The organism is Asanoa hainanensis (assembly GCF_900188485.1).
In the GTDB taxonomy this organism is placed as follows: domain Bacteria; phylum Actinomycetota; class Actinomycetes; order Mycobacteriales; family Micromonosporaceae; genus Asanoa; species Asanoa hainanensis.
Genome location: NZ_FZPH01000001.1, coordinates 14,017 through 39,971, shown reverse-complemented (window position 1 = coordinate 39,971; position 25,955 = coordinate 14,017). Strand labels below are relative to the sequence as shown.

19 protein-coding genes are annotated in these 25,955 nt (G+C 72.7%); 8 read left to right on the top strand and 11 right to left on the bottom strand.

What is annotated here, in order from left to right; all coding sequences use genetic code 11:
- The first annotated feature begins 39 nt into the window (after nt 1-39).
- Nucleotides 40-468 carry a hypothetical protein gene (locus tag CHC05_RS41225; RefSeq protein ID WP_179265989.1) on the top strand — a complete coding sequence of 143 codons (429 nt, stop codon included), beginning with the start codon at nt 40-42 and terminating at the stop codon, nt 466-468.
- Nucleotides 469-496: 28 nt separating this feature from the next.
- Here CHC05_RS41225 and CHC05_RS00145 read toward each other — a convergent pair whose 3' ends face one another.
- Nucleotides 497-775, bottom strand: coding sequence for a DUF2277 domain-containing protein (locus CHC05_RS00145; RefSeq protein ID WP_089243325.1), 279 nt, complete (start codon nt 773-775; stop codon nt 497-499).
- Between the two features lie 187 nt (nt 776-962).
- Between CHC05_RS00145 and CHC05_RS00140 the strand changes: the two genes are divergently transcribed.
- Entirely contained in the window at nt 963-2,054 is a 1,092-nt protein-coding gene (locus CHC05_RS00140; RefSeq protein WP_089243323.1) for a ricin-type beta-trefoil lectin domain protein, read from the top strand.
- A 120-nt stretch (nt 2,055-2,174) separates the two neighbouring features.
- The gene (locus CHC05_RS00135; protein ID WP_089243321.1) at nt 2,175-3,335 is read left to right on the top strand and encodes a S8 family serine peptidase; all 1,161 of its coding nucleotides are present in this window, start codon (nt 2,175-2,177) and stop codon (nt 3,333-3,335) included.
- Here the strand turns inward: CHC05_RS00135 and CHC05_RS00130 are convergent.
- Entirely contained in the window at nt 3,313-4,092 is a 780-nt protein-coding gene (locus CHC05_RS00130; protein ID WP_089243319.1) for a nucleotidyltransferase domain-containing protein, read from the bottom strand. The genes CHC05_RS00135 and CHC05_RS00130 overlap by 23 nt on opposite strands.
- 53 nt (nt 4,093-4,145) lie before the next feature.
- Nucleotides 4,146-5,345 (bottom strand): RtcB family protein, encoded by a 1,200-nt coding sequence (locus tag CHC05_RS00125; protein WP_089243317.1) that lies wholly within the window; start codon nt 5,343-5,345, stop codon nt 4,146-4,148.
- A 566-nt stretch (nt 5,346-5,911) separates the two neighbouring features.
- Here CHC05_RS00125 and CHC05_RS41960 point away from each other — a divergent pair.
- Nucleotides 5,912-6,835, top strand: a complete 924-nt coding sequence (locus CHC05_RS41960; protein WP_218824370.1) for a hypothetical protein — start codon at nt 5,912-5,914, stop codon at nt 6,833-6,835.
- Nucleotides 6,836-6,944: 109 nt separating this feature from the next.
- On the opposite strand, the gene CHC05_RS00120 is transcribed toward CHC05_RS41960, so the two are convergent.
- On the bottom strand, nt 6,945-13,064 hold the full coding sequence (locus CHC05_RS00120; RefSeq protein ID WP_218824369.1) for a type I polyketide synthase: 6,120 nt from the start codon (nt 13,062-13,064) through the stop codon (nt 6,945-6,947).
- Between the two features lie 21 nt (nt 13,065-13,085).
- Nucleotides 13,086-14,405 (bottom strand): beta-ketoacyl synthase N-terminal-like domain-containing protein, encoded by a 1,320-nt coding sequence (locus CHC05_RS00115; protein WP_089243315.1) that lies wholly within the window; start codon nt 14,403-14,405, stop codon nt 13,086-13,088.
- 316 nt (nt 14,406-14,721) lie between these two features.
- On the opposite strand from CHC05_RS00115, the gene CHC05_RS00110 reads away from it, so the two are divergent.
- A complete protein-coding gene (locus CHC05_RS00110) occupies nt 14,722-15,780 on the top strand; it encodes a 3-deoxy-7-phosphoheptulonate synthase (protein ID WP_089243313.1) in 1,059 nt (352 codons plus the stop codon).
- Between the two features lie 35 nt (nt 15,781-15,815).
- On the top strand, nt 15,816-17,735 hold the full coding sequence (locus tag CHC05_RS00105) for a DUF459 domain-containing protein (protein ID WP_089243310.1): 1,920 nt from the start codon (nt 15,816-15,818) through the stop codon (nt 17,733-17,735).
- A gap of 1,032 nt (nt 17,736-18,767) precedes the next feature.
- Here the strand turns inward: CHC05_RS00105 and CHC05_RS00100 are convergent.
- Nucleotides 18,768-19,481, bottom strand: a complete 714-nt coding sequence (locus tag CHC05_RS00100) for a methyltransferase domain-containing protein (RefSeq protein ID WP_179265988.1) — start codon at nt 19,479-19,481, stop codon at nt 18,768-18,770.
- A gap of 10 nt (nt 19,482-19,491) precedes the next feature.
- Between CHC05_RS00100 and CHC05_RS00095 the strand changes: the two genes are divergently transcribed.
- Nucleotides 19,492-19,920 carry a MerR family transcriptional regulator gene (locus CHC05_RS00095; protein WP_218824368.1) on the top strand — a complete coding sequence of 143 codons (429 nt, stop codon included), beginning with the start codon at nt 19,492-19,494 and terminating at the stop codon, nt 19,918-19,920.
- A gap of 354 nt (nt 19,921-20,274) precedes the next feature.
- On the opposite strand, the gene CHC05_RS00090 is transcribed toward CHC05_RS00095, so the two are convergent.
- Nucleotides 20,275-21,126 (bottom strand): alpha/beta fold hydrolase, encoded by an 852-nt coding sequence (locus CHC05_RS00090; protein ID WP_089243306.1) that lies wholly within the window; start codon nt 21,124-21,126, stop codon nt 20,275-20,277.
- 25 nt (nt 21,127-21,151) lie between these two features.
- Between CHC05_RS00090 and CHC05_RS00085 the strand changes: the two genes are divergently transcribed.
- Entirely contained in the window at nt 21,152-21,868 is a 717-nt protein-coding gene (locus tag CHC05_RS00085; protein WP_089243304.1) for a TetR/AcrR family transcriptional regulator, read from the top strand.
- Between the two features lie 351 nt (nt 21,869-22,219).
- On the opposite strand, the gene CHC05_RS00080 is transcribed toward CHC05_RS00085, so the two are convergent.
- Genes CHC05_RS00080 through CHC05_RS00065 form a run of 4 tightly spaced genes read right to left on the bottom strand, consistent with a single transcriptional unit; the run spans nt 22,220 to nt 25,855 of the window.
- The gene (locus CHC05_RS00080; RefSeq protein ID WP_089243302.1) at nt 22,220-22,933 is read right to left on the bottom strand and encodes a VOC family protein; all 714 of its coding nucleotides are present in this window, start codon (nt 22,931-22,933) and stop codon (nt 22,220-22,222) included.
- Between the two features lie 60 nt (nt 22,934-22,993).
- Nucleotides 22,994-24,100, bottom strand: a complete 1,107-nt coding sequence (locus tag CHC05_RS00075; RefSeq protein WP_089243300.1) for an FAD-dependent monooxygenase — start codon at nt 24,098-24,100, stop codon at nt 22,994-22,996.
- A gap of 52 nt (nt 24,101-24,152) precedes the next feature.
- Nucleotides 24,153-25,112, bottom strand: a complete 960-nt coding sequence (locus CHC05_RS00070; RefSeq protein WP_089243298.1) for an anti-sigma factor RsbA family regulatory protein — start codon at nt 25,110-25,112, stop codon at nt 24,153-24,155.
- On the bottom strand, nt 25,109-25,855 hold the full coding sequence (locus CHC05_RS00065) for an MEDS domain-containing protein (protein WP_089243296.1): 747 nt from the start codon (nt 25,853-25,855) through the stop codon (nt 25,109-25,111). Before CHC05_RS00065 ends, CHC05_RS00070 begins: the two co-directional genes overlap by 4 nt.
- Nucleotides 25,856-25,955 lie beyond the last annotated feature (100 nt).

Sequence of the window (25,955 nt, the reverse complement as noted above, 5' to 3'; positions counted from 1 at the left end):
CACGCCTGGCGTTCGGGGTCGGGCGGTAGCTTGCGGCGCGTGCGTGGTGTCGAGTTCGTCGTCGTGTTCTTCGGGGCCGTCGGCGGGTACGCGCTGCTCGGCAGCCCGGGCAGCCCGATCCCGGTGCTGCTCGTCGCCGGCGGGCTCGCGTTCTGGCACCTGCGCCGCCGGCCCGGCGTCGTGCTGTGGGGTGCGGCGGCACTGCGCCCGGCACGTCATCTTCGGCAGCGTCTGGTCGGTGCCTGCGTCGAGCACAGCCTCTACGGCGTGCTCGCCTTCACGATCAGCCTCGGCGACCTGTTCTACCACGCGCTGACGGTGGCGCGCACCTGCACATCTGGTTCTTCGCGCGGCCGGAAGGCCAGGCCCAGCTGTTCGGCTCGTGGCTGCCCGTCTGGGACGACCTGCTGCCCGCCTACCCCGCCGACGTCGCCGAGGGGGACGCCGCCGTCGTGGCCGAGGCGCTGACCGCGTCGTACGGTGGCCGCCGCACGCCTTAGGCGGTCCGGGGGCCGTAGCGCTCGGCGGCGCGGGCGCGGGCCTTGGCGGCCTCGGTCTCGCGGTCGCGCGGCGGCGCCTTGATCACCAGGGCTTCCAGCAGGGTCCGGGTGGCTTCGGTGACCGCCCGCACCGCCTCGTCGAACGCCTCCTGGTTGGCCGCCGACGGGCGGGTGGCGCCGCTGACCTTGCGCACATATTGCAAAGCCGCGGCCTCGATCTCGTCCTCGCTCGCCGGCGGTTCGAAGTTGCTCAGCACCCGGATGTTTCTGCACATCCGACCAGCATGGCAGCACCCTACGACAACCCGCCACCGCGAAGCCGGACCGCTCGGCGCAGCACGCCGGGCGCTCAGCCCGCCCGACCGCCCGCACGGCTCCCCGACCCACCGCGACATCGCTGATCCTCGATGCAAGGCCCGTCCCGACCGTCCCAGGGACGGCACCGACGAGAGGAAACGCGTCATGCGCAGGAGACTGGCCGGAATCGGCCTCGCGCTCGCACTCACGGCCGGCGTCATCGCCGGGACCGCCAACCCCGCCCAGGCCGAGTCCAACGGCGGCGTACGCGTCATGCCGCTCGGCGACTCGATCACCGACGGCTTCAACGTGCCCGGCGGCTACCGGATCAACCTGTGGCAACGGCTCGTCACCGCAGGGAAGACCGTCGACTTCGTCGGCTCCGGGTTCAACGGGCCGGCCAGCCTCGGCGACCACGACCACGAGGGCCACTCCGGCTGGCGGATCGACCAGCTCGACGCCAACATCGTCACCTGGCTGCGCACGTACACCCCGCGCACCATCCTGCTGCACATCGGCACCAACGACATGAACCAGAACTACGACATCGCCAACGCGCCCGCGCGGCTGTCCGCCCTGATCGACAAGATCCGGGCCAACGCTCCCGACGTCGAGCTGTTCGTCGCCCAGATCACGCCCGAGTCCAACGCGACGCTGGAGGCGCGGGTGCAGGCGTACAACGCGACGATCCCGGGCATCGTCGCCGGCAAGGGCAGCAAGACCCATCTGGTCGACATGCACTCGCCGCTGACCACCGCCGACCTCGCCGACGGCGTGCACCCCAACCAGGCGGGCTACGACAAGATGGCCGCGACCTGGTACTCCGCGCTGCTGTCAGTGCCGGCCAGCCTGCAGTTCGCGGGTCCGCCGGTCGGCGTCCCGGTCTCGCTGGTCAACCCCCAGTCGGCGCGGTGCATGGACGTCTCGGGCGCGAGCACCACACCGGGCGCGCAGATCCACATCTGGGACTGCCACAACGGCACCAACCAGAAGTGGACCCGGACCGCGGCGAACGAGCTTCGCGTGTACGGGAACCGCTGCCTGGACGTCAACGGGAGCGGCACGGCCAACGGCACGAAGATCCAGATCTGGGAGTGCAACGGTACGGGTGCCCAGAAGTTCACCTTCCAGTCCAACGGCTCGATCCTGGTGCCGGCATCGGGCAAGTGCCTGGACGTGACCGCGAGCGGCACCGCCAACGGCACGAAGGTGCAGCTCTACACGTGCAACGGGACCGGAGCCCAACGCGGGGCCTGATCAGTGGGCGGCGCGGCCGGCGCACACCTGGTGCGCCGGCCGCGGCCCTGGGGCTGCGCGGTCCACCTGGGCGAGATAGCGTCGCGGGCGCTCGTGTCCACGTAGACCATTGGGGAGATCATGCGTTTCCGGAAGGTCGTCCGGTCGGCCTGCTCCGTGCTCGTGCTGGCCGCCGCGACCGGCGTCGGCCCGCTGGCGGCACCCGCGCCGGCCCGCGCCGCCTCCGCCTCCGCCGACGTGCGGAGCCTCCAGTGGCACCTGGACGCGCTCAAGATCCCGCAGGCGCACCGGCTGTCGAAGGGCAAGGGCGTCGTGGTCGCGGTGGTCGACAGCGGCGTGCAGGCCTCCCACCCGGACCTGGCAGGCCAGGTGTTGCCCGGCAAGGGGTTCGGCCCGGGCTCGACCGACGACGGCCAGACCGATCCGGACAAGACGGCCGGGCACGGCACCGCGATGGCCGGCATCATCGCCGCCCGGGGCGGCTCCGCGGAGCACGCCCTGGGCATCGCCCCCGAGGCGAAGATCCTCCCGGTGAGTCTCGGGCCGTCCGGGCTGCGGGAGGCGCCGGCCGGCATCCGGTGGGCCGTCGACGAAGGCGCCGACGTCATCAACGTGTCGCTCGGCACGGAACGTGACGACCCGTCGGTGGTCGAGGCCGTTGCCTACGCGCTGAGCCATGACGTCGTGGTCGTCGCCGCCAGTGGCAACACGGGCAGCACCTACCTCGAGATGCCGATGCCCGCGAAGATCCCCGGCGTCATCGCCGTCGGCGGCGCGACCCGGTCCGGCGCGCTGTGGGACGGCACGATCGTCGGGCCACCGATGGCGATCTCCGCACCCGGCGAGGCCATCGTCGCGCCGACGCGGCCGGGGGTCGCGAAGGACGACTACGCCGTGTACGAGGGCACCAGCGCCTCCGCGGCCATCGTCTCGGGTGTCGTCGCCCTGGTCCGGGCCCGCTATCCCGACCTGGACGCCGCCAACGTGGTCAACCGCGTGGTCAGCACGGCCCGCGACCGGGGCCCGAAGGGCCGGGACCCGGAGTACGGCTTCGGCTCGGTCGACGTGCTCGCGGCCCTGACCGGCGAGGTGCCGACCGTCGAGGCGAACCCGCTGGGCGCTCCCCCGGCGCCCGCGTCCACCAGCGCGGCACCGGCGGACGCGGCCGGCGACGAGGGCTCCAGCGGCAACTGGGCCCTGATCGCGATCGTCCTCGCGTTGGTGCTGGTGGCGGCGATCGTCGTGGTCGTCGTGCTGGTTACTCGCCGCGCGCGGCGGTGAACCAGGCGAGCTCCGTGTCCCGGATGAAGATCGAGTCACTCGTCACGCGATCCACGGGCCAGTCGTGGAAGGCCTCCAACGCGTCGACGTACGCGTCGGCGGCTTCCCTGCTGGGCTCTTTCAGGAGCCGCCGGGCGAGGTCGCCGTACCCGTCCGGCACGCGGTCCAGCGCGGCGAGTGTGGCGTCGAGGTCCTTCGGCCCGGGATAGAGCCTGCGGTTCAGCGCGAGCAGGGCCCGCCCGCCGGCGGCGACCGTGTGCACAGCGGCGTGATGCAGCAGGAACGTGTTGTCCAGGGCGACGGCCTCGCGGAGGAAGTCGGTGCCGTGCAGGCGCGCCTGGGAGATGAACGAGACGGCTCGGCTCTCCCAGACCGCCGACGGAAGCACGGGGATCGCCGCGACCAGCCCGGCGATGTCGTGACCGGCGCGGGCCCAGGCGACCCGGGCACCTTCGAACGACGCGCGAACCGGATCGTCCCCACGCTCGGCGGCAGCCCGCAGGAACGGGACCGTGGCAAGCTTGACGTCGACATAGCCGCCCGGATACGTCGCGTCGGTGCGCTCGACGAAGATCACCCGGTTGGCGGCGAGGGCCGCGTCGAACACGTCGTCGGGCACGACCAGATACACGTCGACGTCCGAGTCGGGCCGTTCCGTGCCGCGCGCGACCGAACCCACCGCGATGACCGCGATCGCGTGCGGGTCGGCCTTCATCCGCCGGACGTACGCCCGCAGGGTCTCGTCGTGGTGCTCCATGAGCCGTTGAATATACGCGCGGCCGGCACCGAAGGGGCGCCGGCCGCGGCTGTTCAGCCCTTTACGCAGACCACCTGCTTCAGGTGGGCCACGACTTCGACCAGGTCGGCCTGTGCGGCGATGACCGCACCGAGGTCCTTGTAGGCGCCCGGGATCTCGTCGACGACGCCCGCGTCCTTGCGGCACTCGACGCCGGCCGTCTGCTGCGCCAGGTCGTCCACCGTGAACGTCTTCTTCGCCTTCGTCCGCGACATCCGCCGACCGGCACCGTGCGACGCCGAGTTGTAGGCGTCGTCGTTGCCGAGGCCGCGCACGATGTACGAGCCGGTGCCCATCGAGCCCGGGATGATGCCCAGGTCACCCCGGCCCGCCCGGATCGCGCCCTTGCGGGTCACCAGCAGGTCGACGCCGTCGTAGGTCTCCTCCGCGACGTAGTTGTGGTGGCACGAGATCGGCTCGTCGTAGCGGACGTGCGCGACCGCCTCCCGCAGCACCCGGCAGAGCAGCGCGAGCATGATGGCCCGGTTGCGCGCCGCGTACTGCTGCGCCCAGCTCAGGTCCCGGCGGTACGCGTCCATCTCCGGCGTGCCGGACACGAACACCGCGAGGTCCCGGTCCGGCAGGTCGGCGTTGTGCGGCAGCCCGCGGGCGACCCGGATGTGCCGCTCCGCGAGCTCCTTGCCGATGTTGCGCGAGCCCGAGTGCAGCATCAGCCAGACCCGCCCGGCGTCCGGGCCGCCCTGCTCGACGCAGACCTCGATGAAGTGGTTGCCGCCGCCGAGCGAGCCGAGCTGCCGCGACGCCCGCGTCTCCAGGCCGCCGACGTCCGCGGTGAGCGTGCCGAAGCCCTTCCAGAACTCGGCCCAGCCGGCGGTCGGCAGGCCGTGGATCCGGTGCGGGTTGACCGGCTCGTCGTGGGCGTTGAACCCGACCGGGATGGCCGACTCGATCGCCCGGCGCAGCGGCCCGAGGTCGTCGGGCAGGTCGGCGTCGGTCAGGTTCGTGCGCACCGCGGACATGCCGCAGCCGATATCGACCCCGACCGCCGCGGGCGCGAGCGCCTGCCGCATCGCGATGACGGACCCGACCGTCGCACCCTTGCCGTAGTGCACGTCAGGCATGACCGCGACCCCGTCGACCCACGGCAGCGTGCCGATGTTGCGAAGCTGCCGGCTCGCGTCGGCCTCGATCGTCGCCGGGTCGGTCCAGACCCGAACCGGCGCCCGCGTGCCCGGCAGCAGCGTGTAACTCATCGTCTCTCCTTAGTGGATATCCTTGAGGCCTGACGGGAAGTCGAATCCCTCGCCCGTTTCCGGGATCCGGTTTTGCGGACCGGCCGCCGCACCGGCGACGCGATCAGGCCAGGAGGGGTGCCGAAATGTTGCCGCCGCCTGCCGCCTAGTGGCGGCCAGACAGCTCAAGCGCAAATGCGGCGGGGTTAGCGCAAGTGTCGTGCTGCGAAAGCTGGCGACACGGCGCCTGCGGCTGGGCCACCGGAGGGCAGACCCACGACCGCACACGGCAAACACCGTGTCGCGTTCAGGCTGGGTTGCCGCATCTTCGGTGTCTCCTCGCTCGCGTCCTCTGCGAACCAACGGTAGGACTGACCGGCGCTGCTGGCAACGATATTTGACGCTTCGTTGGGATCGAGCGGGCAACCTCAACGTGAGGCCAGGTCATAGAATTTCTTGTGCTCTCCGGTTTTACCTCGTTGCGGCGACCGACCACGTTGGCCTACCTCACCGGGCTTCTGGAAGGAGAGGGTGCCTTCCTGGCACCATCACCGTCTTCCCCCAACCAGGCTGCCGTCGTCCTATCGATGACCGACTTCGACGTGGTCGAGCGCAGCGCGGAGATCGTCGAGGCTACGGCATGTTGGCCCATGCGGGCGCGAATGCCGGGGCACAAAGACGTCTTGACGTGGCGCGTACGGGGACGTCGTGCCGTTGAGCTGATGAATGCGCTTCGACCGGGCTTGAGCCCACGCCGCCAGGCTCAGATCGACAGGGCCCTGTCAAAGCGCGAGCTGGACGCGAAACGGAAGCCCTACGCGACCGAGGTCGCCGAGATGTGGGTTCTCAAGGCTGCCGGCGTTCACCGGGCTGAGTTGGCAGAGCGGTATGGAGTCAAGCCGAAATCGGTCAACGCTCTCCTCCGAGGAGATGTTCGACCGATCGAGGATCTCTTGGCCCAGGCCTCGAAAATAGCCGCGATCGAAGCCGAGATAGCTGCGGCGGTCGCCAACGACGTGGAATGGGCATGGTTGGGCGGCCTGTTGGAGGGCGAAGGATGTTTCAGCTTCCAGTCGTTGGGCCTGCACATGACCGATGAGGCAGTGGTCCGTCGAGCGGCCGAGATGATGGGCGGAACCGTTCGATCTCAACCACCACGCCGAGCCGGATGGTCGCCAATATGGTCGACGACGATCGGCGTGGCAAGGGCGTCCGAGATCATCCAACATTTCTCCGGTGTGCTGGGTGCTCGCCGCAGCCAACAACTCGCCCTCGTCCTTGCGCGTCGGCCCCGTGTGAAGCGCGCGCCACGTTCGCCACATCCGATTAAGCCGCCAGCGCCGAGGAAGCACCGCCGCGGCTACGTGCCGCCGGCACGGCTAGCGCGGAACCACGAGATCGCCCGGAGGCTGGCCGCAGGCGAAAAGGGAACCGCTCTCGCCCTTGAATACGGCATGACCCATCAGAACGTCTACCACATCGGCAAGGCGTACCGAGGCAAGATCGGTTAGCCCCTGCCACGGCGCCGACCTGTCTGTGCTCGGCTTCCGATCCTGAAATTCGGCAGCGCCGCGGCCGGGGCTTCGTTGCCCCGGCCGCGGCAGATCTGGTGGTGGCGGGCTACTCCTCGGCGTCCAGGGCCAGCTCCATGTGGTCCGCCAGGCCCTCGGCCAGTGCGGCCAGGGTCGGGTGCTGCCACACGAAGTTGCCGGCCAGTTTGACGCCCAGCCCGGCCTCCAGGCGGGCCCGGAGCTCCATCGCCAGCAGCGAGTCGAAGCCCAGCGCGCGTAACGGCACCTGCGGGTCCAGGACGCTGTCGCCGAGCCGCATCACCGCCTGGACGTGGCCCCCGACGTACGACTCCAGGGCCGTTCGGCGAGCCAGACCCGCGGGCGTCGCGGCCAGGTCGGCCCGGACGTCCACGGCCGGCGGACCCGGCTCGGGTGCCGGCTCCTCCGCCGAGGGCGAGAGGAGCTCGGCGAAGAACGGCGCGTCCGGCGCCGGCACCCAGGTCGACGGCGGCCCCGGGAGCACGCCCGTGCGTACCCGGTCGTGGATCAGCAATGTGGACAGTGCGGCGAAGCCGTCGGCGGTGCCGATCGTGGTCCAGCCGCGCGCCGCGAAGTCGGTCGCCGCGCCCGTCTCGCCCCAGGGGCCCCAGTTGACCGCCAGCGTCGGCTGGCCCTGCGCCGCCCGCCACCGCGCGAAGCCGTCGAGCCACGCGTTCGCCGCCGCGTACACCGTCTGGCCGGCGTTGCCGATCAGCGAGGCCATGGAGGAGAACACGACGAACCAGTCCGGCCGGTGCCCGGTGACCGCGGTGTGCAGCGCGCGGGCGCCGACCACCTTCGGCCGCCAGACGGTGTCGAAGTGGTCGTCCGCCACGGTGAGCAGCGCCGCGTCGGCGAGCACCATCGCCGCGTGCAGCACGCCGCGCAGCGGCCGGTTGAACGCGGTCGCCGCCGTCACCAGCGCGTCCGCGGTGCCCGGCGCCGCGATGTCGCCGCGGATCACCGTGACCCGGGTCCCCGCCGCCCGGAGGTCGGCGATCTTCGAAGCCGCCTCCGAAGAGGGCGCCCGCCGCCCGTTGAGCACCAGGTGCCCGGCGCCGCGCGACGCGAGCCAGGACGCCGCCGCCAGGCCGACGCCGGTCAGGCCGCCGGTGATGATGTACGACCCGTCCGCCCGCACCGGCGGCCCGTCGGGGCGCGCCACCCGGACCGTCCCCGAGCCGGGCACGGTCAGCACGAGCTTGCCCTGGTGGGCGGCCGCGGCCATCGTCCGCAACGCGTCGGTCGCGGAGGTCAGCGGGTACGACCGCACGGGCAGCGGTGGCAGCGACCCGTCGGCGAGCCCGGTCAGCACCTCCCGCAGCACCGTGGCGAACACGTCGGGGCGCCGGTGCTGCAGCTCGATCAGGTCGACCGTGCTGAAGGTGATGTTGTGCCGCATCGGCGCGAGGCCGAGGGCCCGGTCGGCGAGGATGTCCCGCACGCCGAGCTCCACGAACCGGCCGAAGGGCCGCAGCGTCGACAGCCCGGCCCGGATCGCCGGCCCCGCCAGCGAGTTGAGCACGACGTCGACGCCCTCGCCGCCGGTCGCGGCCAGCGTCTCCGCCGCGAAGTCCAGCGATCGCGAGTCCATCACCGTGGCGATGCCGAGCTCGCGCAGCCGGGCCCGCTTCTCCGGCGTTCCCGCCGTGGCGAGCACGGTCGCGCCGAGGCGGCGGGCCACCGCGATCGCGGCCAGGCCGGTGCCGCCGGTGCCGCTGTGGATCAGCACCCGCTCGCCGGAGCGCACCCCGGCGACGTGCCGCAGCGCGTACCAGGCGGTCAGGTAGCCGGTGAGCTGCCCAGCCGCGACGACCGGGTCGAGGCCGGCGGGCATCCGCGCGACGGCGGTCGCCGGCACGGTGAGGAAGGAGCCGAACGCGCCGCCGCGCAGGTCGACCGCCAGCACGGTCTCGCCGACGGAGAGCGGCACACCGGAGCCGACCGCACTGACGACGCCCGCGCACTCGAAGCCGATCCGGTAGCGGACGTCGTGACCGTCGGAGGGCAACAGGCCGAGCACGGTGAGCACGTCGCGGAAGTTGACTCCCGCGGCGGTCACCTGGACCTCCACCTCGCCCGGCCCGGGCCGACGCCGGTAACAGGCCGCGAGCTCCAGCCCGGACAGGTCGCCGATCCGGCCGGCTCGCAGCCGGAAGCCGTCGACCCCACAGCGAGCGTCCACGAAGGACGGTTCGGGGACCGGCGCGTACGACAGCCGGGCCACCGCCCGCTCCCCCGCCCGATGCCGGACCTCGTCGTCGACACCGTCGGCGAGCAGCTCGGCGGCGAGCAGGTCCGCGTCCGTCGACTCGACCAGGGTGGCGCGCAGCTCCGGGTGCTCGATCGCGAGCACCCGGACGACGCCGCGCAGCGCCGCCTCGTCGAGGGCACCGGCGGTGACCAGCACCAGCCGGGGCGGCACCGCCTCGGTGCACAGGGCCTGGGCGACGGCGACCACCCGGCGGGTGCGGTCGAGCGCGGCGTCGCCCGCGCCCACGGCGGCGCCGCAGACCAGCGCGACGACGCCCGGCAGCACCTCGCCCAGCAGGCCGTCGACCGGCTCGTCGAGCGGCAGGTCCAGCACGTCGGCCGCGGCGCCACGGGCCCGCAGCGCGGCCGCGACGGGCAGGACGGCGCCGCCGCCCTCGCCGACCAGCAGCACCCGGCCGACCACCGCGTCGGCCACCGGTGGTGCGGGCACCCAGCGCGGCTCGAGCAGCCAGGACTCCGACCGAGCGGCGGGCGGGGCGGGCACGCGCTGGCGCACGCAGCGCAGTCCGTCGACGGTGAGCACGGCGGCGCCGGCACCGTCGCGGAGCACGACGTCGCCCGCGAACCCGTCGTCGTCGGCCGCGACCAGCTGGGCCTCGGCGTAGGCGGCGCGGGACGGGTCGCCGGTCACCGTGACCCGGGCGATGCCGACCGGCAGCACGAGCCCGTCTCCCGGCGCGTCGAGCACGGTCGCGACCAGGAGCTGGGCGCACAGGTCGAGCAGCACCGGGTGGATGGCGAGCTCGCCCGCACCGGCGAGCGGCGGGCTGAGCACGGCCCGCGCGGCGGAGCCGTCCACGGACCGGGTCAGCCCGCTCAGCCCGGCGAACGCCGGCCCGTGCTCGATGCCGCGGGACCGCATGGCCGCGTACAGGGCCTCGCTGTCGAAGGGCACCTCGCACGGCGGGACCTCGTCGGGCGAGATGCCGGAGCGGCCGGCGCGGAGCACCGCGGCGGCGTGCCGGTGCCACGCGCCGTCGCGGCCGCGGGCGAAGATCTCGCAATCGGCCCGGTCCGGACCGGTGCGGGTCACCGTGGTGCCGACCTCGGTGTGGTCCGCGAGCCGCAACAACTCGTGGAAGGTCAGGTCCTCGACGGCCACCTCGTCGGCCGGCGCGGCGAACACCGCGCAGGCGGCGCTGAGCGCCAGAGCGTGGTACGCCGCACCCGGCAGCACCGGCTCGTCGTGCACCCGGTGGTCGGCCAGGAACGGCAGCGCGAGCAGCCCCGCGTCGCCGACCCAGGTGTGCCGCACGGGATCGCCGGCGACCTCGGTGTGGCGGCCCGGGAGGCCCAGCGGGGGCGCCGCGGGCGCGACCGGGGCGGCGTCGACCCAGTGGCGGCGGCGGTCGTACGTGATGGCCGGCGGGTCGGCGAGGTCGGCGTCGCCGTACAGGACGGACCAGGCGACCGGGACACCCGCGCAGTGCAGCGCGGCCAGCGCCGTCCGGAACGTCGCCAGCTCCGGCTCCTCGCGGCGCAGGGTGCCGATCACGGCGGCGTCCTCCGGCAGGTTGTCGCGCAGGGCGGCGACGACGACCGGGTGCGGCGAGACCTCGAGGAACACCTGGTGCCGGTCGGCCGCCGCCGCGTCGACCGCGGCCGAGAAGCGCACCGGCTGCCGCAGGTTGCGGCACCAGTAGTCGGCGTCGAACGCCGGCTGTTCGGAGCGCGGGTCGAGCACGGTGGAGTAGAACGGCACGACGGGATCGCGTGGCCGCAGGTCCTTGAGCGCCGCGTCGAGGTCCTCGAGCAGCGGGTCGACCTGCGGCGAGTGCGACGCGACGTCGACGGCGACCAGCCGGGCCGGTACGCCCTCGGCGTCCCAAGAGTCGACCAGCAGCCGCACCCACTCGTCGTCACCGGCGATCACAGTGCTGGCCGGGGCGGCCACCACCGCGACGGAGACCACCTCGCCCGCGCCGGCGGCCGCGATGTCCGCCTCGACCTGCGAGCGGTGCAGGCCCACGCTGGCCATCGCGCCGGCGCCGGCGATCCGCTCCAGCAGGGCCGAGCGGCGGCAGACCACCGCGACGCCGTCGGCGAGCGACAGCGCGCCGGCCACGACCGCCGCCGCGACCTCGCCCATCGAGTGGCCGAGCACGCCGGCCGGGGTGACGCCGTACGACCGCCACAGGTCCGCCAGCGCCACCTGGACGGCGAACAGCACCGGCTGGACGAAGCCGCAGCCGGACACCGGCTGGCCGGAGCGCAGCACGTCGAGGACCGAGAAGCCGGCCTCGCTGGCGATCAGCGCGTCGGTGCGGGTCAGGCTGGCGGCGAAGGCGGGCTCCGTGGCCAGGAGCTCGGCTCCCATGCCGGGCCACTGCGAACCCTGACCGGAGAACACCCAGACGGCGCCGCGTACGACGCCGGTGTGCACCTCGCCGTCGACCACGGCCGGGTCGACGTGCCCGGCGGCGTACGCCCGCAGCCGGTCGGAGAGCTCCTCGGTGTCGAGGGCGACGACGCCGAGCCGCCCGCGCCCGGCCCCACGGCGCAGCGCGAACGTGTGGGCGATGTCGCGCAGCGGCACGTCGCGCCCGTCGCCGTCGAGCCAGTCGGCGACCCGGTTGGCCGCGGCCGGCAGCGCCCCGCGCGAGCCGGCCGGGATCACCACGACCTCGGGCTCGGCGGTCGGCCGGGGTACGGCCGGCGCCGACGGCAGGTTCGGCGCCTCTTCGAGCACGACGTGCGCGTTGGTGCCGGAGAAGCCGAACGAGGAGACCGCGGCGCGGCGCACGGCGGCGCCGTCCGGCCAGCGGGTGGTGCCGGTCGGCACGAACAGGCCGGCCGCCGACGGGTCGGTGCCCGGCGTCCAACCGGTGAAGTGCAGGTTGCCCGGGATGAGCCCGTAGTCCAGGGACAGCACCGTCTTGATCAGTCCGACGATGCCGGCCGCCGGTTCGAGGTGCCCGACGTTCGTCTTGATCGAGCCGATCGCGACCGCCCGGCCCTGTCCCCCGTACACCCGGGTCAGGCTCGTCAGTTCCGTCGGGTCGCCGAGCCGGGTGCCGGTGCCGTGCGCCTCGACGTAGCCGACCTGGCTCGCGTCGAGGCCGGCGCGGACCAGCGCGGCGCGGTAGACCTGCTCCTGTGCCTCGGCCGACGGCGCCGACAGGCCGTCGGAGCGGCCGTCCTGGTTGACCGCCGAGCCGCGTACCACGGCCAGGATCCGGTCGCCCTCGCGCAGCGCGTCGCCGAGCCGCTTGAGCACGACGGCGCCGGCGCCCTCGGAGCGGACGAAGCCGTCGGCGTGCGTGTCGAACGCCCGGCACCGGCCCGTCGGCGAGAGCATGCCGAACCGGCTGAACTCACGGGTCGTGCGCTCGTCGACGATCAGGTTGACGGCGCCGGCGACCGCGACGTCGCACTCCCGGTCGCGCAGCGCCTGCGCGGCCTGGTGCACCGCGACCAGACCGGACGAGCAGGCTGTGTCGACGGTGACGGCGGGGCCGTGCAGGCCCAGCAGGTACGAGATCCGCCCGGCGGCCACGCAGTGCCCGTTGGTCAGGATGCCGCCGGCCAGCTCTTCCGGCTGGCCGGCCAGGCGCTGCATGTACTCGTCGTAGCTCAGGCCGAGGTAGACGCCGGTCGGCTCGCCGGACAGCCGGTCGGGTGCCAGCCCCGCGTGCTCGAACGCCTCCCAGACGACCTCCAGCATCAGCCGGTGCTGCGGGTCGAGCACGTCGGCCTCGCGGCGGGAGACGCCGAAGAAGTCGGCGTCGAAGCCGGAGACGTCGGTCAGCCAGCCACCGTCGGGCGGCGTCGCGGCACCCGGCGCCGGTCGGCCCGCCGGGAAGGGGCCGACGGCGTCGCGGCCGTCGGCGAGCAGGCGCCACAGGGCGGCCGGCGAGTCGACGTCGCCGGGCAGCCGGCAGCCGATCCCGACGATCGCGATGTGCTCGTGTTCCACTGGAGCAGGCTCTTTTCTGGGTTAAAGGGCGTCGGGGCTGCCGAGCAGGATGGCGCTCTGCACGCCGCCCAACTGGTAGGTGAAGCTGAGCGCGTGGTCGAAGGCCATCGGCACGCTCTGGAAACCGGGCACCGGGTCGAACGGCAGGAAGTCGAGCGGCCGCTCGCAGTTGGCGGTCGGGCAGACCATCCGGTTCTGCATCATCAGCAGGGTCAGCGCGACGCCGAGGGCGCCGGTGGGCGCTCCGTTGTGGCCGAAGCTGCCCTCCTGCGAGGTCATCAGCAGGTCGGCGGCGCCGGCGCCGAACAGGGTGCGGATCGCCGCGGCCTCCTGCTGCGCCATGCCGCCGTCGCTGCCGCCGTGCACGTACCGGACCTGCTCGATCGGCCGGTCGCCCAGCGCCTGCCGGACCGCCGCGACGAGGCCGCCGCCGTCCTGGTCGCTGGCCAGCGGGTGGGGCAGCCCGTCGCGGGTGATCGCCTGGCCCAGCACCTGGCCGTAGATCGCCGCGCCGCGCCGCTCGGCGTGCTCACGGCTCTCCAGGATCAGCGAGACCGATCCCTCGCCGTAGTTGACGCAGCCCTGGCGCTGGTCGTACGGGCGCATCAGGCGGTCGAACTCGATCGGCTCGTCCGGCAGCGCGTTGGTCGGCCGGGCGTCGGCGTCCTGGCCCTGGACCATCTTGACCAGGTCGAAGACCTTCTTGAGCAGCGGGTAGTAGAAGTTGTCGACGCCGGTCACGGCGATCACGTCGGACGCGCCACTGTTGATCAGCAGGCGGGCGTTGTTGATCTGCACGCTCGACGAGGAGCAGCCGGCGTTCGCGGTGTAACAGGGCCCGGTCGTACGGGCGAAGGCCGACTGGGCCAGCGCCACGTCCGAGGAGGTCACCGCGATCGAGCTCTCGATGAACAGCGAGGTCGCCTCGATGATGTTCAGGTCGCCGATCTCGGTGTTCAGCACCTTGAGGTAGCCGGCGATGTTGGTGTCGACGCCGCCGCGCCCGACCAGGATGCCGGCGTTGGTGAGAGCACCGGCCCGCACGTCGAGCTTCGCGTCGGTGCACGCCTCCAGGAACGACATCAGCCCGAACCGGTGCGTGTCGGTGAAGTGCGCGGCGAAGATGCCCGGGATCTCCGGGAAGTACTCGGAGAACGTCTCCACCGGCAGGTCGACGGAGCCGTAGTAGACGCCGTCGTCGCGGGAGGAGATCGCGGTCTTGCCCTGGGAGACGATCTCCCAGACGTCCTGGGTGGTGATCGTCGCCCGGCCGAGGCCCGGCAGACAGAAACCCATGCCGGTGACGACCACGTCGCGCGCGTCGGTAACCGACCTCATCATGTTCGTTCCTTCCCCGAAGGTCGCCCGTTCGGGGAAGAGAGTACGGCCTAACCGGACGAATGGGATGTAGCGCCGCTTAGGAGGGCGAGTCAGGCAGTTGGTCTGGCGTGGCCCGGCGTGGCCCGGCGTGGCCCGGCCCTCACCAGAACGCGTGGCGGCCTGCTAAGGTTGCGCCCGTGCAGCGCTGGTATCGGTTTACACCCCCGGCCCGGAATGGGTCGGCGGGCGATTCGCCGCGCTGACCTTCACCCCCGGAGCCGGATCACTGAGCCGGCTCGGCACGCGTCCCGGGGCGGCTCGCCCATGAGAGGACGCCATGTCTGCCACCACCGCGGCGCTCGACGATGCCCGCATCGCCCGGATGAGCCCGCTGATCTCCCCCGCCCTGCTGCGCCACGAGTTCCCGGTCACCCCCGAGGTCGCCGACGTGGTCAGCCGCGGCCGGGCCGAGGTCGTCGACATCCTCGACGGTCGTGACGACCGCCTGCTGGTCATCGTCGGTCCGTGCTCGATCCACGACCCGGACGCCGCCCTGGAGTACGCGTCGCGCCTGGCCGCGGTCTCCGCCCGCTTGTCGGGCGATATCCGGGTCGTCATGCGGACCTACTTCGAGAAGCCGCGTACCACCGTCGGGTGGAAGGGTCTGATCAACGACCCGGACCTGTCCGGTGGCTTCGACGTCAACCGCGGCCTGCGGCTGGCCCGCCAGCTCCTGCTCGACGTGTCGGCGCTGGGCCTGCCGGTCGGCTGCGAGTTCCTCGACCCGATCACCCCGCAGTTCATCGCCGACATCGTGAGCTGGGGCTCGATCGGGGCCCGCACGGCGGCCAGCCAGACCCACCGCCAGCTCTGCAGCGGACTGTCCATGCCGATCGGGATCAAGAACTCCACCTCGGGCGACGTCGGCGACGCGGTCGACGGGATCCGCGCGGCGGCGGCCAGCCACGTTTTCATGGGCATCAACCTGGACGGGATCGCCGCCCTGGTCACCACGACCGGCAACCCGGACGTCCACCTGATGCTGCGCGGCGGGGCGAGCGGGCCGAACTACTCCGCGGCGCACGTCTCGGACGCGCTGGCCTCGCTTTCGAAGGCTGACCTGCCGCGGCGGCTGATGATCGACGCCAGCCACGGCAACAGCGGCAAGGACCACAACCGGCAGCCCGGCGTCGTACGCGACATCGCGGCCCGGCTGGCGGCGGGCGAGCGCGGCATCGCCGGCGTGATGATGGAGAGCTTCCTGGTCGCCGGCCGCCAGGACCTGGGCGGGTCGTCGATGGTCCGCGGCCAGTCGGTGACGGACGCGTGCATCGACTGGTCCACCACTTCGTCCCTGCTCGAGGAGTTGGCGGCAGCGGTTCGCGCACGGCGCTGATCCTGGGACGCGCGCCCCGGTAGCTTTAGGGGGATATGTCCGGGGCGCGCCTTCCGTACCAACCAGCGCTCGACGGGGTCCGGGCCTTCGCCGTCCTGGCCGTGCTGCTGTTCCACGGTGGAGTGGCGGCGCTGCCGGGCGGCTTCCTCGGCGTCGACGCGTTCTTCGTGCTGTCCGGCTTCCTGATCACCTCGCTGCTGCTCGTCGAACGCTCGGCGACCGGCGGCACGGATCTGGTCGCCTTCTGGGGTCGCCGGGCCCGGCGGCTGCTGCCCGCGCTGCTGCTCGTGCTGTCCTCTGTGGCGGTGGTTTCCCGGTGGCTGCTGCCGCCTCCCGAGTGGCCCGCGCTGCGGTTCGACTCGCTCGCCGCCGTGGCCTATCTCGCCAACTGGCGGATGATGTTCCGGGACGGCGACTACTTCGCGGCGACCGGCGCTCCCTCGCCGTTGCAGCACACGTGGTCGCTGGGGATCGAGGAGCAGTTCTACCTGCTCTGGCCACTGGTGTTCATCTTTGTCGCGGCCCTCGCCTTTCGCCGGTCCCGGGCCGTGCTGCTGGTTGTCTGCGCCGTGGGCTCTGCGTTGTCGGTGGCCGCGGCGGCGGTGCTCTTCTCGCGGTCCGACGTGGACCGGGTCTACTACGGCACTGACACGCGGGCGGTCACGCTGCTGGTCGGCTGCGCCCTCGCGGTGCTGCTGTCCGGCCGGGTCGGCCGCCGGGGTCGGCACCCAGTGCTGGGGTCGCTGGCTGTGGTCGGCGTGGCCGTCACCGGGCTGTTCTGGGCCTCGGCGGGTGGCGGCTCGCCGTGGCTCTATCGCGGTGGGCTGCTCCTGGTCGCGCTGGCGACCGCCGCGGTGATCGCGCACGCCGTGGTCAGCCCCCGGTCGCCGACCGCCCGGCTGCTCGGCCTGCTGCCGCTGGTGCTGGTCGGGCGGATCTCGTACGGGCTCTATCTGTGGCACTGGCCGCTGTTCGGCTGGCTGACGTCCGCGCGCACGGGGTTGAGCGGGCCCGCGCTGCTCGGCGTGCGGCTGGCCGCCGTCTTCGTGGTCGCCACGGCGTCGTACCTGCTGGTCGAGCGGCCGCTCCGGACGGCGCGCTGGACGCGGGGGCGGCCCCGGCTCGGTGGTGCGGTCGCGGGTGTGGCGGTGCTGGCGACGGCGGCGCTCGCCGTGCTCGTCACCGTGCCGCCGCCGGCGCGGCAGGCGCCCGCCATCGCGTTGGACACCCGGCCGGGTCCGAGCGCGTCGGCCACCCCGCCGATCCAGCGGGCGGGCCGGACGCCGGGCGCGCTGCCCCGGATCGCGTTCATGGGCGACTCGGTGTCGTGGTCGCTCGGCACGTATCTGCCGAAGCAGTCCCAGCTCCAGGTCACCGCGCGCGGCGTGCCCGGGTGCGGCATCGCCCGGCTGCCGGACGTGTTCTACGTCGGCTCGCCACACCCGACCTATCCCGGCTGCGACACGTGGGACCAGCGGTGGCGGCGCAACATCACGACCGACGACCCGGACGTCGCGGTGCTCCTGCTGGACCGGTGGGAGCTGATGGACCGCAAGCTGAACGGCCGCTACCAACACGTCGGCGAGCCGGAGTTCGACGCGTACCTGCTTCGAGAGCTCAACCTCGCGATCGACATCGTCGGCGTACGCGGCGCGCGCGTGGCCGTCCTGACCGCGCCGTACACGCGGCGGGCGGAGCGCCCGGACGGCGGCCTGTGGCCGGAGGACGAGCCGGCACGGGTCGACGCCTGGAACAGGCTGCTGCGCGCGACCGCCGCTAAGCGCACCGCGACGGTCCTGGACCTGCAGGCGGTGGTCTGCCCGGGCGGCGCCTTCGCGTGGGACGTCGGCGGTGTCCGGGTCCGCAGCGACGGCCTGCACTTCACACCGGAGGGCGTACAACAGGTGATCGCGCCCTGGTTGTTGCCGCAGGTCGCCCGCCTGGCAACGGCCTAGGCGCACTTCCCACGGGCGCCGAGCAGGCGTCACCGCAGGTGGCCTGGGCTCGCCCGGATTCCGATCGTGGCCGTTCTTATCCGGCTCACCGTGGTCTTTCCGCTTCCGCGCCGATGGTTTCCGCTTGATTCCACGATCGGTCGCCGCTCGCTTTATCGGGTTTCGCTTCGTCGCTGGTCGCGGTCTAGGGCGGGGGAGAATTTTGCGAGTGCCGACAGGCCGCAGAGAGCGCGACCTCTATAGTCGGCATTCGCAATATCCTCCCCCGCCCTGACCCAGCTCAGCGTTGGTCGACTCCGATTCCTGGCCGCGGGACACAGTCCATCGGCTGATCTTCGCTGTGCGCGATCAGTGGGTGGCTGAGCTTTGTGGGCAACGTATGCGGTCCGGCCGTCCGCGCCGTGCCGCAGAGCCAGGTGTTGTACCTCGGCAATCGCGGGTCGCCGCCGGTCGGCGGCTGTGCCGGTCGCAGGCCACGGCCCACCGCGACCTACTGACGAACGCGAGCCGAGCCGGCGTCACCGCCAGGTGGCCCGCAATCGCCGGATACCGGTGTCGCGCCGCGGCGATCCTGGGACGCCGCCGGTCAGCGGCTGTGCCGGTCGCAGGCCACGGCCCACCGCGACCTACTGATCAACGCGAGCCGAGCCGGCGTCACCGCCAGGTGGCCCGCAATCGCCGGATACCCGAGGCGCGCCACGGCGATCCCGAGACACCGCCGGTCAGCGGCCGTGCCGGTCGCAGGCGACGTTGATCGGCAGGTCACACCAGCCGTTGCCGCAGACCGCCCGCCTGGCAACGGCCCAGCGTTACCTGCTGATCAACGCGAGCCGAGCCGGCGTCACCGCCAGGTGGCCCGGGATCGCCGGATACCCCTGGCGCGCCACGGCGATCCCGAGACACCGCCGGTCGGCGGCTGTGCCGGTCGCAGGCGACGTTGATCGGCAGGTCACACCAGCCGTTGCCGCAGGCCGCCCGCCTCGCAACAGCCCGCCGCGAACTGCTGATCAACGCGAGCCGAGCAGTCACGCCCTAGGGTTTGGTGGCCGAGCTGACCAGGATAGGGATCACCAGCAGGAGGTCGCCGCGCTTGGCGCGGGCGCGCTGGTCGGCCAGCCAGTCGTCGGAGTCACCAGCGATCCGGCTCAGGAACAGCTCGCCCAGGTCCGCGGTGGTGACCACTTCGGACGCCGCGGTGGTACTGACGTCGGCGAACCCCAACGCCCGGAGGAGCTCGGGAGCCTGGCGCGCGGCGAAGCCTGCGGCCAGCTTGTCGGTGCGCTGGTGCACGACCGCGCGGGTCCGTTCCGGGTCGTCGCTGGCGATGCTGATCGCGTCCCAGTCGAGGTCGACGACGACGAGGCGGCCGTTCCGTCTCAGCACGCGGCGGGCCTCGCTGAGGGCCTGGTGCGGGTCGGTCAGGTCGTGCAACACCTTGTCGGTGCGGTAGCCGTGCAGCTCGCCATCCGCGAACGGCAGGTGGTGGGCGTCGCCGACGCGGTAGTCACCGTCCGGGTGACGCCCTCGGGCAACGTCCACCATGGCCGCGTTGTGGTCGACGCCGACGGCGACGCTGTGCCGGGCGGCCAACTCGGCGACCGCCCGCCCGGTGCCGCAGCCGACGTCGACGACCCGGTCTTTCGCGTTCAGCGCGAGCAGGTCGTAACTGTGGTCACGGAGCCGCGCGGACGCCGGAAGCGTCTCGAAGCGGTCGAGGGCGGTCAGAAATCCCGCGGGAATCGTCATGATGGTGAGCATGCGAGTTCAGGTCGACCTGAAGTCAACCGTCGCGATCGGCGACCTTGCCGCCCGGTTCGGGCTGGCCACCCACGTGCTGCGGCATTGGGAGGAGATGGGCCTGCTGCGCCCGACCCGGACCGGCGCCGGCCGCCGGCGCTACACCGAAGCGGACGCCGAGCGGATCGGCGCGATCCTGCTGGCCAAGGAAGCGGGACTCGGCCTAGCGGACATCCGCGAGCTGCTAGGCGCGCCGGGACCGGCCCGCCGGGCGGCGTTGCGCGCCCATCGTGACGCGGTCGACGCCCGGATCCGGGCGCTCACGACCGCCCGCGACGCACTGGACCACGGATCCCGCTGTCCGGCCGACGACCTGACCCAGTGCCCGAACTTCGCGGCGGCGGTCAGGCGACGCGCGGGGGGAGAGTCTCCCCCCGCCACGGCGTGAGGATCGGCAGGACCGCAACGCCCTCAGACGGCCCGGCACCCGAGACCACCTCGACCACCCAGCCCAGCCCTCCACATTCGGCGCGGCGGTCAGGCGACGCGCGCGGGGAGAGTCTCCCTCCAGCCACGGCGTGAGGATCGGCAGGACCGCAACGCCCTCAGACAGCCCGGCACCCGAGACCACCTCGACCACCAACCCAGCCCTCCACATTCGGCGCAGCGGTCAGGCGACGCGCGCGAGGAGGGTCTCCCCCCGCCACGGCGTGAGGATCGGCAGGACCGCAACGCCCTCAGACGGCCCGGCACCCGAGACCACCTCGACCACCAACCCAGCCCTCCACATTCGGCGCAGCGGTCAGGCGACGCGCGCTGGGAGGGTCTCCCCCAGCCACGGCTTGAGGATCGGCAGGACCGCTTCCGCGCGCATCGCGCTCAGGTGGTCTGCGCCCGGGACCAGCTCGACCGTCCAACCCAGCTCTTCGAGCTCGGTGCGGTGGCGCGCCAGCGGCTCGCCGATCGCGACGTGGACGTCGCCCCATTTCGGGCCGTAGGTGACGGTGTCGTCGGCGCCGGCGAACGCCAGGCGAGGGACGGTCAGCCGGCGCAGGGCGGTGCGTTCGTCGAAGTCGCGCAGTGACGTGTAGAGCGTTACGTACTGCGCGGTCTGGTCGGGCGTCGCCGTGACCTCGGCGGCGTCCCAGTCGCCGGGCTCGGCGGCGGGGAACTGCCTGCCCTCGTTGGCCACGGCCATCCGGTGGGCGGCCGCGGTGACCTCTCGCATGGCCGCGTAGGGACCGCCCAGCGGCGGGTACCCGCCCATCGCGAGGGCAGCGAGCCGATCGGTGCGCAGGGCGAGCTGGAAGCCGGCCAGGGCAAGCCAGGAGTAGCCGTAGTACGCGAACCGATCGGCGCCGGCCGCGTCGGCCATGGCGAGCAGATCAGCCGAGACGGCGGCCGCGGTCAGGGTCGTGGGCTTGGGGTGGCGGGCGAGGTGGCCCTCGTAGTCGGCGGTGACCACGCGGAAGCCGGCCTCGGCGAGCCCGGTGGCGAGGGTGTGCCCGAGGGCCGGGTCGGCACCCCAGGCGCGCATCTGCTCGGCGGCGTCGCCCTCGATCACGGTGGTGCTGAGGGGAAGCAGGACGGCCGGCCCGGTGCCCCAGACGGTCACGTCGATGGTCAGGTCGTCATGCATGCGTGCGATGGCCATAAAAACACTATACACTGTAAGGACTATGAGCGCAGCCGACATCGATGCCCACGTCCGCCGCCTCTGGCGGCACCGGGGCGCCACCGTGCCCACCCCGCGCCGCGGACCGGCCCAGCAGCTCGACCTCGACGAGATCGTCGGCGTCGGCATCGCGTTGGCGGACGCCGACGGCCTGGCCGCGGTCTCCACCCGCGCGGTCGCGGCCCGCCTGGGCAAGACCGCGATGGCCCTCTATCCGTACGTGGGCACCAAGGAGAACCTGCTCGCCCTGATGCAGGACCAGGCCAGCGCGATGCCACCGTGGCCGGACCCACCGTCGACGCTGGCCGACGCACTGCTGGCGTGGTCGTCGGCGCTGTTCGACGTCTACCTGGCGCACCCCTGGCTGACCGAACGCGACTGGTCGCAGGCCAGCCAGGGCCCCAACGAGCAGGACTGGCTCGAGCGCCTGGCCGGGATCCTGTCGACCTGGCAGGTCCCCGACGAACGCCGCTCGACCGCGGTCACGATGCTGTACGCGACGGTGCGCGCGACAGCCTCGACGACCGCCGCCTACCAGCGGATGTCATCGGACGGAGCGGACGAGTGGCTGGCCCGGTCCACGGCGATCCAGACGCACGTCCCCGACCTACGTGACCGCTATCCACTGTCGACGTCGCTGGCGCCGCCCACCCCGGACTGGCGCGCCAACCCACGCGCCGCCCTCACCGCCGGCGTCCACCTCCTCGCAGTCGCACTCTGACCATCGACCCGTCCGCCCACCTACGCGACCAAGCGGCGCGGCCCACCAGCGCGGCGCGGCGCGGCCAGCCAGCCCGGCGCGGCCAGCTGGCGTGGCCAAGCGGCACGGCCAGCGCGGCACGGCCAGCGCAGCGCGGCACGGCCAGCGCAGCGCGGCACGGCCAGCGCAGCGCGGCACGGCCAGCGCAGCGCGGCAGGGCTACACCTTGCGAAACGGGTGGCAGCCTGGAACGCCCGTCACCAGGGCGGGGCCGTTCGGCCCGGCCGGCTGAGCCGCTAGCGCGGCGAGCGATCGTCGCCTTCGGCGCTTGGCATTCTTGTTTCCAAGCGCGCTCCCTTCTGTCGGCCGCCGCTATGCCGGGAGGTTCAGGCAGAAGGGCTTGCCGGCTGGGTCGGCGAAGACTCGGAAGGTTTGCTCGCTTGCCGATAGCACCGTCGCGCCCAGGGCTACCGCTGAGCGCTCCCCCGCGTCCAGGTCGTCGACCTCGATGTCCAGGTGGATCTGTTGCGGATAGGCCGGGTCCGGCCAGCGCGGCGCAACATAGTCGGCCACCTGTTGGAACATCACCGGTCGGGCGCCTTCCTCGCCGATCATCGCCATGCCGTCGGCCTCGTAGGTGAGCGGCTTGCCCAGTAGCTTCGAATAGAACGTGCTCAGGACCTTGGTGTCCGGGCAGTCGAGCATGACGCCCACCAGCGTGGTGGCCGGGTCGTCGGCCCGCAGGCACAGGTCGAAGGGGTGGCCGGCCGGGTCGGCCACCGTGTGCCACGTTTCGTTGCGGCGTAGGAGCTTGCCGCCCAGCGAGACCACCAGCGCCACACCGGCCTCCAGGTCGGGGACGCGTAGGTCCAGGTGCGCCTGCTGCGGATGAGCCGGGTCCGGCCACCGCGGCTGTCGATGGTCAGGCGCCGCCTGGAGGTCGACGCGCCAGCCGTCCGGCGTGCGGAGCGTGATCCAGTCAGCGCCGACCCGCGTCTCCTTCCAGCCGGCCAGGCCCTGGTAGAACGCCGACAGGCCGGCTATGTCGGCCGCGTCGAACACCACGGCCTCCAGCTTTCCGATCATCACAATCCCCCTCGAGTCGGCTACACGGAGCAGACTGCACTAGGGGTACGACAAAACCACTCAGCCACCGGCGATCGTGGACGCGACCCGCCGAAGCCCCGAGGGCGTCGCGAGATAGCGGGCGAACTCCGCCCGCCGCGCGTCCGTCTCCGCGCCCGGCGACAGCAGCGCGGCCTGCTCAGCCGACGAGGCCAGCACCCGCTCCGCCCACGGCCGCCGCGCCGCGTCGTAGCCCGAGACGTCGTTCGACGCCAACCGTGGCGCCAGGTCGACCGCGTCCAGCAACCCCAGGTTGAGCAGAGGACCGCCGAAACCCGCGACCACGTGCGCCGCGTCCCCCGCGAGCAGCACCCGCCCGGACACGTACGACGACGCGATTCGGTTCTGCCGCGCCGTCGACCGCCGCAGCACGTGCGGCCCAGGACCGGACGGCGCTCCCAACCTGACCGACCGACCCAGCACCCGCCCCAAACTGAGCCGCACCTCGTCGAGGGTCACCGGCGCGTCCGAGTCCACCGGCGAGGACCACTCCAGCGTCGTCACCAGATGCGGACCGCGGCCGAACCGGGCGTACGAGAACACCCCGTGCGGCGTCCGATGGAACAGGTACGGCCGATGGCGACCCAAGCGGAACGACAGCGGCAGCGAAACGTGCGCGCTCCGCGACACCACCCGCGAGTCCGACACACCCGGGAACCCGATCCCCGCCGCCTTGCGCACCCGGCTGTGCGCACCATCGCACCCCACGACATAAGAAGCATCGATCGTGTACGAGCCAGCCGGCCCCGACACCGAGACAGTCACACCGGACGACGCCGGCCGAAGGCCGACAACCGTGTGCCCACGACGGACGGGCACGCCGGCATGCGAAGCGAGCACCGACTCGAGCGAGCGTTGCGGCACCGGCTGCACGTACACCGGGTTGTCAGGCAGCCGCCGCAGGTCGAGCGGAAACCCCCCGTACATGAATCGCGGCGCCGGCCCCCGACGCGGAAACAGCCCGCGGTCGTACAACAACGGCACGGCCAGCCCGACCACCCCATTGGCCTTCGGCGCGACGCTCGGAGAAGGCAACGCCTCCAGCACCACCGGACGCACACCGGACCGCACAAGCTCCGAAGCCAGCATCAACCCGACCGGCCCGGCACCCACGACAACGACCACCATGCCGTCAACCGTAGTTGACAAACGCCGAAACCGTCAACACAAGTTGACAACGCTAGAGCGGATTCCCCGCCGTCAGTCGCATCGTGAAGCCCGACTCGTCGCGCGAGAAAGCGACGTAGTTGCACGACTGGTGAGTGATCCACAACCCGAGCCCGCCGGTCGCACTGTCGCGCGACGGCACCAGCCCCGCGAACGGGTCGCGAGGCCCCGTCCCCCCGTCGGTCACCGACACCACGATCCGGTCGGGGCCGGCCCAGTAGCAGACCCGCACCGGCGGCAGGCCGTGCCGCAGCGCGTTGGTCACCACCTCACTGACCGCGACGACCAACTCGTCGACCTCGTCGGCCGGCAGGCCGGGGTCGACCAGCGACACCGCGCCCCGGGCCCGCGAGGCGGTCGGGTCGACCAGCGTGATCAGCGGCGGCCCGGTCTGCAGCACGTCCGGCGGGACCGGCGGCCACGAGGCGAGGAACGAGGAAGGCACCGCGTACGCGGAGCTCGGGCGATGCGAGCCGTCGGCGTGCAGCGAACGCGGATGGGTGCGGGCGACGTCGGCCAAAACCGCGGATGGCGTGATCCGCGAGTCGTACGCGCACAGGCTCCACAACGGGAACTCGTCGTACGCGTGGTTGATCGCCGACTCGTAGCGCGCCCACCAGTGCCACGTCGCGCCGAACGACGGCCGCGGGATCTCGCCCACGATCCGGATCTGCGCCGCGCCCGAGGCGACGTAGCCAGCCAGCAGCTCGCGATAGGCCCGGATAGCCGCGGCCGGACGGGCGTACACGCTGCCGCCGGTCATGAAGGTGACCCCACCCAGCACGCCGGCTGGAAGGGCGCGGCGCACGAGGGAGGCCTTCTCCGGCCCGAGCGAGACCACCGTCGGTTCCTTCTCGTCGACCCCGCCGGACAGGAACGGCACCAGAACGGCGAGCAGCTCGTCGTCGGTGTCGTAGTAGACCGCCTCGTGGAAATAGCCGACGTGGTCGGCCGCCGCGCCGCTGCGGGTCATGACGCCTCCACCCGGATGCCGGGAACGCGCAGCAGCTCGACCAGGCGGGCGGCGGCCGGCAACGGCGTGCGCAGCACCGCCGTCGCACCGCGATCGCGCGCATAGGAGGCGAGCTGGAGCAACGACCGATGGTCGACGAAGTCGAGGCTGCCGGCCTCGACCACGAGCTCGCCGTCGACGACCGCCGGCGCCGCCCGGTCGAGGGCCCGGGCCAGGGCCGCCGTGCCGGTGGAGTCGAGCTCGCCCGAGATCGCGAGGTGGCCGGTGCCCTCCTCGGCGTGCAGCCGGAACGGCACACCGGGCACGTTGTGGGTGGGGTGCAGGCAGGCCAGATCAGCCAGCGCGGCCGGATCGACCACGCGCCGGTCGTAGGCGCAGAGCCCGAACAACGGATGCCGGGCGATGAACCGGTCGATCTGGTGTTCGTAGGCGGCGAACGCCGGCGAGGCCAGCGGAGTCGCGTCGCCCACCACCCACAGCCCGGTGTAGCCGTCGGCGAGCGCGGCCTCGGTCGCCGCCGCCCAGGTCGAGAGCTCCGCGGCCGGGTCCGGGAACGAGGAACACCGGATTCCGTCGATGTCGGGCAGGCCGCCGCCGACCAACCGGAGTGCGCCACCGGCGGCGCGACCCTCGGCGAAGAACCGCCGGGCCACGGCCACGAACTCGGCGCGGTCGGCGTAGGCCCAGCACACGTGGCGCCCGGCACCGAATGGCCGGGCGACCGGGGCCCCAGCCGCGCGCATCACGACAGCCTACGCCGCTGGCCCCGGCACCGAATGCACAGCCCACGGCCATCTCATGGTCAGCCGACCGGACCCCTGGAGATCATCTTCTATTCATCAG